The organism is Buttiauxella noackiae, assembly GCF_000737905.1.
Lineage (GTDB): Bacteria > Pseudomonadota > Gammaproteobacteria > Enterobacterales > Enterobacteriaceae > Buttiauxella > Buttiauxella noackiae.
In genome coordinates this window covers 1,875,869-1,884,295 of sequence record NZ_JPRU01000001.1, presented here as the reverse complement: position 1 = coordinate 1,884,295, position 8,427 = coordinate 1,875,869, and the positions used below count along the sequence as shown (strand labels likewise).

The following is an 8,427-nucleotide window of genomic DNA, read 5'->3' as shown; positions in this document are numbered from 1 at the left end:
GTGAAGATGCAGTGTACCCGCGGCAAGACGGAAAGACCCCGTGAACCTTTACTATAGCTTGACACTGAACATTGAGCCTTGATGTGTAGGATAGGTGGGAGGCTTTGAAGCGTGGACGCCAGTCTGCGTGGAGCCAACCTTGAAATACCACCCTTTAATGTTTGATGTTCTAACGTAGACCCCTTATCGGGGTTGCGGACAGTGTCTGGTGGGTAGTTTGACTGGGGCGGTCTCCTCCTAAAGCGTAACGGAGGAGCACGAAGGTTAGCTAATCACGGTCGGACATCGTGAGGTTAGTGCAAAGGCATAAGCTAGCTTGACTGCGAGAGTGACGGCTCGAGCAGGTGCGAAAGCAGGTCTTAGTGATCCGGTGGTTCTGAATGGAAGGGCCATCGCTCAACGGATAAAAGGTACTCCGGGGATAACAGGCTGATACCGCCCAAGAGTTCATATCGACGGCGGTGTTTGGCACCTCGATGTCGGCTCATCACATCCTGGGGCTGAAGTAGGTCCCAAGGGTATGGCTGTTCGCCATTTAAAGTGGTACGCGAGCTGGGTTTAGAACGTCGTGAGACAGTTCGGTCCCTATCTGCCGTGGGCGCTGGAGAATTGAGGGGGGCTGCTCCTAGTACGAGAGGACCGGAGTGGACGCATCACTGGTGTTCGGGTTGTCATGCCAATGGCATTGCCCGGTAGCTAAATGCGGAAAAGATAAGCGCTGAAAGCATCTAAGCGCGAAACTTGCCCCGAGATGAGTTCTCCCTGACCCTTTAAGGGTCCTGAAGGAACGTTGAAGACTACGACGTTGATAGGCTGGGTGTGTAAGCGTAGCGATACGTTGAGCTAACCAGTACTAATGAACCGTGAGGCTTAACCTTACAACACCGAAGGTGTTTTGGTTGAGAGACCAGAGATTGATTTTCAGCTTGAACCGAGATTTTAGTTGATGGTTACGTGRATAACGTAACGGTTAACGATACAGAATATGCCTGGCGGCAGTAGCGCGGTGGTCCCACCTGACCCCATGCCGAACTCAGAAGTGAAACGCCGTAGCGCCGATGGTAGTGTGGGGTCTCCCCATGCGAGAGTAGGGAACTGCCAGGCTCCAAATAGTCAGAAAGGCCACCTTAACAGGTGGCCTTTTTGCGTTGTGAGWGTGACAACATTGTCGGGAACAATGYTGAACGGCGCCTGCGCCGGCCCCGGAGGGGCGAGTATCAGGATGATACGAGTAAAAGTCCTGTACTGATGTACAGGGCTTTTTGCTGTCTGCGATTTACGAAAACCACTCTCATTTCCTCGATATAATCCTCTGAAAATCACGTCATAAACTAGTTTAATCCCCTGCCTATAAAATTCGCGCTTAAGTGAAACATTTTCAACTATCTTATGAATACTCGACATTTGACAATCCTCGAGTTATCTTCAGCTATCTGGATGTCTAAACGTTTAAACGTATGTTTTGAGGATATAAGGTTATGCCAATTCGGGTGCAGGATGAGTTACCAGCTGTCAATTTCCTGCGGGATGAGAATGTCTTTGTCATGACAACATCGCGCGCAAGCAATCAGGAGATCCGTCCGCTCAAGGTGCTCATACTTAATCTGATGCCGAAAAAGATTGAGACGGAGAACCAGTTTTTACGTCTGCTTTCTAACTCTCCTCTACAGGTTGACGTTCAGTTGTTACGTATTGATTCGCGCGAATCCCGTAATACACCAACTGAGCACCTCAATAACTTCTACTGTAATTTCGACGATATACAGGATGAAAATTTTGATGGGCTTATCGTTACCGGTGCGCCATTGGGCCTGGTTGAGTTTAACGATGTGGCCTACTGGCCGCAGATCGAACAAGTGATTCATTGGGCTAAAGATCACGTCACCTCAACGCTATTTGTCTGTTGGGCTGTGCAAGCTGCACTCAATATTCTTTACGGTATTCCTAAGCAAACGCGCAAAGAGAAATTGTCGGGCGTATATGAGCATAACCTCACTTACCCGCACGCGCTGCTAACTCGCGGCTTTGATGATACTTTCCTGGCGCCACATTCGCGTTACGCCGATTTCCCTGCATCGTTGATCCGTGACTACACCGATCTCGAAGTTCTGGCCGAGTCAGAAGAAGGGGATGCTTACCTTTTTGGTAGCAAAGATAAACGCATTGCATTTGTAACGGGCCATCCGGAATATGATTCACACACGCTTTCAGGTGAGTATTTCCGCGACGTAGAAGCAGGTCTGAATCCAGATGTGCCTTATAACTATTTCCCGGGTAATGACCCGCAGAAGAAGCCGCATGCAACCTGGCGTAGTCACGGGAATTTACTGTTCACAAACTGGCTGAACTACTACGTTTATCAGATCACACCGTTCGATCTGCGTCATATGAACCCAACGCTCGATTAAGCGTTTCAGCATCCCGTCACCTCTACGATCAAGGCACCTTTGGGTGCCTTTTTTATTTTCTAAAAACCACTTCCCTGACTGAATAATTTTTAACTTCATAAATATCAATGTGATAAAAGATTTTAAATTCAAAAATGGAAATTGTTTTTGATTTTAAAAAATCATGAAGTAGTCTTAATCCTGTTGAGTGAAAACCAGACACTGGACGTACCAGATAGAATTGGCGTTATTGACGGGATGATATGAGGGGAGAGATCCAATGACACAACAGACAGTTAGCGCAGAGTTGGCTTTTAGCCAACCGTTTGGTGAACCAGAGCGACAGATACTGACGCCTGATGCAGTAGAGTTTCTCAGTGAGCTCGTCATCCGCTTTACACCGCAACGTAATAAGCTGCTGGCGGCACGCACCGTACAGCAGGCAGAAATTGATGCTGGAAAGCTTCCAGATTTTATTTCGGAAACAAGTTCCATTCGTGAATCTGAATGGACTATTCGTGGAATCCCAGCCGATTTACTGGATCGACGCGTCGAAATTACAGGCCCGGTTGAACGCAAGATGGTGATCAACGCTTTAAATGCTAACGTCAAAGTGTTCATGGCCGACTTTGAAGACTCACTGGCACCAAGCTGGAGCAAAGTTATTGATGGCCAAATCAACCTGCGTGATGCGATAAACGGCACCATTAGCTGGACAAACGAAGCAGGCAAAATTTATCAGTTGAAGCCTGATCCCGCGGTACTGGTTTGCCGTGTTCGTGGCCTGCACTTACCGGAAAAAAATGTCACCTGGCGCGATGAACCTATCCCGGGTAGCCTGTTCGACTTCGCTCTTTACTTCTTCCACAACGTAGACTCTCTACTGGCTAAAGGAAGCGGCCCGTATTTCTATCTGCCGAAAACCCAATCCTGGGAGGAAGCGGCCTGGTGGAGTGAAGTATTCAGCTTTACTGAGGATCATTTCTCTCTGCCGCGCGGCACGATCAAAGCAACATTACTGATTGAAACGCTGCCAGCCGTATTCCAGATGGATGAGATCCTTCATGCCCTGCGGGATCACATCGTTGGGTTGAACTGTGGCCGCTGGGATTACATTTTCAGCTACATCAAGACGTTAAAGAATCATCCGGACCGCATTCTTCCCGATCGCCAGTCTGTCACGATGGATAAACCTTTCCTGAATGCTTACTCCCGTCTGCTTATCAAAACGTGTCATCGCCGCGGTGCTTTCGCTATGGGCGGTATGGCGGCATTCATTCCAAGTAAAGACAGCCAACGCAATGAGTGGGTACTCAACAAAGTTAGAGCGGATAAACAGATGGAAGCGAGCAACGGCCATGATGGCACATGGATTGCGCATCCAGGTCTGGCCGACACGGTGATGGAAGTCTTTACCAAAGCATTAGGCGATGAGAAAAACCAGTTGCATGTTTTGCGCGCAGAAGATGCTCCGATTACCGCAGAACAGCTGCTGGAACCCTGTCCAGGGGAACGCACTGAAGCGGGAATGCGTGCCAACATTCGTGTTGCTGTGCAGTACATAGAAGCGTGGATCTCAGGCAATGGTTGCGTGCCGATCTACGGCTTGATGGAAGATGCCGCGACTGCGGAAATTTCACGAACTTCTATCTGGCAGTGGATTCATCATCAAAAAACGTTGAGTAACGGTGAGACGGTCACTAAGGCGTTGTTCCGCCAAATGCTGGCCGAAGAGATGTTCGTTATTCAGGAAGAGCTAGGTGACAAACAATTCAGTCAGGGGCGTTTCGATGAGGCGGCTCGTTTGATGGAGCAAATCACGACTTCCGATACGTTAATCGACTTCCTCACGCTGCCGGGCTACCGCCTGCTCGCCTGAACCCAACTTAAATAAAAATAAAGGAGCATCTGCCATGACTAAAACCTCACGCAACCAACAAATCCAACAATTACAACAAGACTGGACGCAGCCACGCTGGGAAGGTATCAAACGTCCGTACACTGCAGAAGAAGTCGTTAAGCTGCGCGGTTCGGTAAACCCGGAATGTACCCTTGCGCAAAATGGCGCGGCCAGAATGTGGCGCTTGCTGCATGGTGAATCGAAAAAGGGTTATATCAATAGCCTCGGCGCATTAACCGGTGGGCAGGCTCTGCAACAGGCAAAAGCAGGTATCGAAGCTATCTACCTTTCAGGTTGGCAGGTGGCGGCAGACGCCAACCTTGCATCCAGCATGTACCCGGATCAATCGTTGTACCCGGCGAACTCGGTGCCAGCAGTGGTTGATCGGATCAACAACACGTTCCGTCGCGCCGATCAGATCCAGTGGGCATCGAACATTGAAGAAGGTGATCCGCGTTATGTTGATTACTACCTGCCGATCGTGGCGGATGCAGAGGCCGGTTTTGGCGGCGTACTGAATGCTTTCGAGTTGATGAAATCGATGATTCAGGCCGGTGCGGCAGCTGTTCACTTTGAAGATCAGCTCGCATCGGTTAAGAAATGCGGCCATATGGGCGGCAAGGTATTAGTTCCTACTCAAGAAGCGATTCAGAAACTGGTTGCGGCACGTTTGGCCGCCGACGTTATGGGTGTTCCGACACTTGTTATTGCCCGTACCGATGCCGATGCTGCGGATTTGATTACTTCGGATTGCGATGAATACGACCGCGAATTCATTACTGGTGAACGCACGCAAGAAGGTTTCTACCGCACTCGCGCGGGTATTGAGCAGGCAATCAGCCGTGGGCTTGCCTATGCGCCGTACGCCGATTTGGTGTGGTGTGAAACCTCTAAGCCAGACCTTGAGCAGGCACGCCGCTTTGCCGATGCCATTCATGCGCGCTTCCCAGGCAAACTGCTGGCCTATAACTGTTCACCATCATTTAACTGGAAGAAAAATCTCGACGACAAAACTATTGCTTCGTTCCAGGAGGAACTGTCAGCAATGGGCTACAAATACCAATTTATTACACTCGCAGGCATCCACAGCATGTGGTTCAACATGTTCGATCTGGCACATGCCTACGCGCAGGGTGAAGGGATGCGCCATTACGTGGAGAAAGTGCAGCAGCCAGAATTTGCCGCAGCACCTGAAGGTTACACCTTCGTTTCCCATCAGCAGGAAGTGGGCACCGGGTATTTCGACCGTGTGACGACGATTATTCAGGGGGGAGCTTCTTCGGTGACGGCATTAACGGGGTCAACGGAAGAAGAGCAATTCTGAGTTCTTGTAGGGCGGATAAGCACCGCGTCATCCACCATTTAAAGTTGAAGGTGGAGGACGCTTCGCTTTTCCACCCTAAATTTAGATGGGGTGCGTTATGACTCGTAGGCTGGAACTGTTAATTGCCCACACTATCCTGCAAGGTTTTGACGCGCAGTATGGCCGCTTTCTTGAAGTGACCGCAGGAGCCCAGCAGCGCTTTGAACAAGCAGACTGGCATGCAGTTCAGCAGGCGATGAAAAGTCGCATCCATCTCTACGATCACCATGTTGGCCTGGTGGTGGAGCAATTGCGTTGCATCACTGGCAGCCACAATACTGACGATGAGTTTTTACTGCGAGTCAAAGCGCAGTACACACAATTGCTACCCGATTACCCTCGTTTTGAAATCGCCGAAAGCTTTTTCAATTCTGTTTATTGTCGATTGTTCGATCACCGCTCGTTATCTCCCGAGCGGCTTTTTATCTTTAGCTCTCAGGAAGAAAAGCGTTTTCGTGAGATCCCTCGTCCGTTATCGAAATCCTTTACCCCAGCTTTAGGATGGCAGCCACTTCTGCGCTCCTTGCTAAGAGATTTGCCTTTGCGTTTGCCATGGCAAGATTTGGCGCGAGATGCGGGTTACATCATTGCGCATCTGATGGAAACCTTTGGTTGTGATGCTTTGCAGCAGGCATCCCTTGAGGTCGCCAATGAGCTGTTTTATCGCAATAAAGCCGCCTGGCTTGTAGGTAAGCTGGTTTTGCCGAGTGGTAAAGTGCCGTTTTTACTGCCAATTCATCGCACTGATGAAGGTTATTTGGTCGTTGATACCTGTTTAACCAGTGCCGCCGAAGCGAGTATTGTCTTTGGTTTTGCCCGTTCCTATTTCATGGTTTATGCGCCACAACCTGCGGCTCTGGTGGAGTGGCTACGCGAGTTGTTGCCCGGTAAAACGACGGCCGAATTGTATATGGCAATTGGTTGCCAGAAACACGGTAAAACTGAAAGTTACCGTGAATATCTGACATATATCTCTGCTACTGATGAGCAGTTTATTGAAGCACCAGGTATCCGTGGCATGGTGATGCTGGTGTTTACGCTGCCTGGTTTTGACCGGGTATTCAAAGTGATTAAAGACAAGTTCGCGCCACAAAAAGAGGTCACTGCTGAGCGGGTGCGCGAGTGCTATCAACTGGTCAAAGAGCATGACCGCGTCGGGCGCATGGCCGATACCCAGGAATTTGAAAACTTTGTGCTGTCTAAACATCAAATTAGCCAGCCATTGATGGCGTTATTACAGCAGGAAGTGCCTGAAAAACTGACCGATCTCGGCGACCGTATCGCCATCAGCCATCTTTATATTGAACGCCGAATGGTGCCGCTGAATTTGTGGCTTGAGCAGGTAGAAGGGCAGCAATTACGCGATGCGGTGGAAGAATACGGTAACGCTATCCGCCAGCTTGCCGCCGCCAATATCTTTCCCGGCGACATGCTATTTAAAAACTTTGGCGTGACACGCCACGGACGCGTGGTGTTCTACGATTACGATGAAATTTGCTACATGACAGAAGTGAATTTTCGCAACGTACCGTCGCCGCGTTACCCTGAGGATGAACTCTCTGCCGAGCCGTGGTACAGCGTGGCGCTGGGGGATGTGTTCCCGGAAGAATTCCGCCACTACTTATGCGCCGACCCGCGTATCCGTCAGCTGTTTGATGAGATGCACAGCGATCTGTTTCGCGCCGATTATTGGCGCGCGTTACAGGAGCGAATCCGTAATGGCCATGTGGAAGATGTTTTTGCCTATCGCAAACGCCAGCGTTTCTGCCAGCGTTTTGGGCAATTACAGCAGGCGGGTTAGCGCCCGCCGCCATAAGCCTGAGTAATCTCCTTCGCCGCTTTAATCACTAACGCGCCTAACTCTGTTACGCGGTCATCAGTGATACGTGAAATCGGCCCGGAAATTGAAATCGCGGCAAAGGCTTCATGATGTTCGTCATAGATACACGCCGCTACACAGCGCAGCCCCAACGCATGTTCTTCATCATCAAATGAATATCCGCGCTTACGCGTTTGCGCCAAATCTTCTTTCAAATGCAACGGAGAGGTGAGCGTCGCAGGGGTATAGCTATGTAGCCCTTTGCGGTGCAGCAGAGTTGCCACCTGGTCGTCACTCAAATTCGCGAGAAACACCTTTCCTGCACCGGATGCATGCATGGGTAATTTACCGCCAATCGGCGCAGACATACGCATCAACTGAGCGCATTGCACCTGGTCGATAATAATCGCCTGATGATCGCTATGGTCGAGCACTGCCAGGTTCACCGTTTCGCCGGAGTCTTCCATCAGCTTGCGCAGTATCGGGTGAACAATTGCCAACAGATTGCGGCTTTGTAAGAAGCTACTACCCACAACAAACGCATGTGCGCCAATCGTCCAGTGCCCGAGATCGCCGATCTGGCGTACAAAGCCAAGTTGTTGCATGGTGGTCAGTAGACGATGAGTCGTGGAGTTAGGTAAACCTGCTTGCTGCGCCAGCTCGGTGAGGGCAACACTACCGTGTGATTCAGCAATCCATTCAAGCAATTTCAGGCCGCGAGTAAGCGACTGAACCTGTCCGGTGGGTTGTGGTGCGGCCACTGTGGCAGCGCGCGGTTTTTTTCCACGTTTGGCGGGAACGGCAGCAACCATAACTAACTCCTGTTTTCGTATCGTGGAAATCATTTTCGTTTTATTTGGCGATAATGCAACCAGCATTGGACTCATCGGATCAGTCAGGTGAACATGTCTCATGTTCCATTGCTTTGCGACTATTACAAGTTATGACAGTATGCCTT

Annotated in this window: 5 protein-coding genes and 2 rRNA genes; 6 read left to right on the top strand and 1 reads right to left on the bottom strand. The window is 50.1% G+C overall.

Annotated elements, in window-relative coordinates; genetic code table 11:
- From IX31_RS08490 to aceK, 6 genes are all read left to right on the top strand, one after another.
- Window positions 1-878: ribosomal RNA gene (locus IX31_RS08490) — 23S ribosomal RNA — on the top strand; the annotation flags it as partial.
- 110 nt (window positions 879-988) lie between these two features.
- Window positions 989-1,104, top strand: a 5S ribosomal RNA gene (rrf, locus tag IX31_RS08485).
- 374 nt (window positions 1,105-1,478) lie between these two features.
- Complete coding sequence (metA, locus tag IX31_RS08475) at window positions 1,479-2,408, top strand: homoserine O-acetyltransferase MetA (RefSeq protein ID WP_034457009.1); 930 nt, start codon at window positions 1,479-1,481, stop codon at window positions 2,406-2,408.
- A gap of 259 nt (window positions 2,409-2,667) precedes the next feature.
- Window positions 2,668-4,266 carry a malate synthase A gene (aceB, locus tag IX31_RS08470; protein ID WP_034457007.1) on the top strand — a complete coding sequence of 533 codons (1,599 nt, stop codon included), beginning with the start codon at window positions 2,668-2,670 and terminating at the stop codon, window positions 4,264-4,266.
- A gap of 34 nt (window positions 4,267-4,300) precedes the next feature.
- The gene (gene aceA / locus IX31_RS08465) at window positions 4,301-5,611 is read left to right on the top strand and encodes an isocitrate lyase (protein ID WP_034457006.1); all 1,311 of its coding nucleotides are present in this window, start codon (window positions 4,301-4,303) and stop codon (window positions 5,609-5,611) included.
- A 97-nt stretch (window positions 5,612-5,708) separates the two neighbouring features.
- Window positions 5,709-7,451 carry a bifunctional isocitrate dehydrogenase kinase/phosphatase gene (gene aceK / locus IX31_RS08460; RefSeq protein ID WP_034457005.1) on the top strand — a complete coding sequence of 581 codons (1,743 nt, stop codon included), beginning with the start codon at window positions 5,709-5,711 and terminating at the stop codon, window positions 7,449-7,451.
- Here the strand turns inward: aceK and iclR are convergent.
- Window positions 7,448-8,281, bottom strand: coding sequence for a glyoxylate bypass operon transcriptional repressor IclR (gene iclR, locus IX31_RS08455; protein WP_034457004.1), 834 nt, complete (start codon window positions 8,279-8,281; stop codon window positions 7,448-7,450). The genes aceK and iclR overlap by 4 nt on opposite strands.
- Window positions 8,282-8,427: the final 146 nt, after the last annotated feature.

Bases quoted from the DNA above. Each gene is read 5' to 3' on its own strand.
- aceK (WP_034457005.1), top strand. From the start codon at position 5,709: ATGACTCGTAGGCTGGAACTGTTAATTGCCCACACTATCCTGCAAGGT.
- aceB (WP_034457007.1), top strand. From the start codon at position 2,668: ATGACACAACAGACAGTTAGCGCAGAGTTGGCTTTTAGCCAACCGTTT.
- metA (WP_034457009.1), top strand. From the start codon at position 1,479: ATGCCAATTCGGGTGCAGGATGAGTTACCAGCTGTCAATTTCCTGCGG.
- aceA (WP_034457006.1), top strand. From the start codon at position 4,301: ATGACTAAAACCTCACGCAACCAACAAATCCAACAATTACAACAAGAC.
- iclR (WP_034457004.1), bottom strand. From the start codon at position 8,281: ATGGTTGCTGCCGTTCCCGCCAAACGTGGAAAAAAACCGCGCGCTGCC.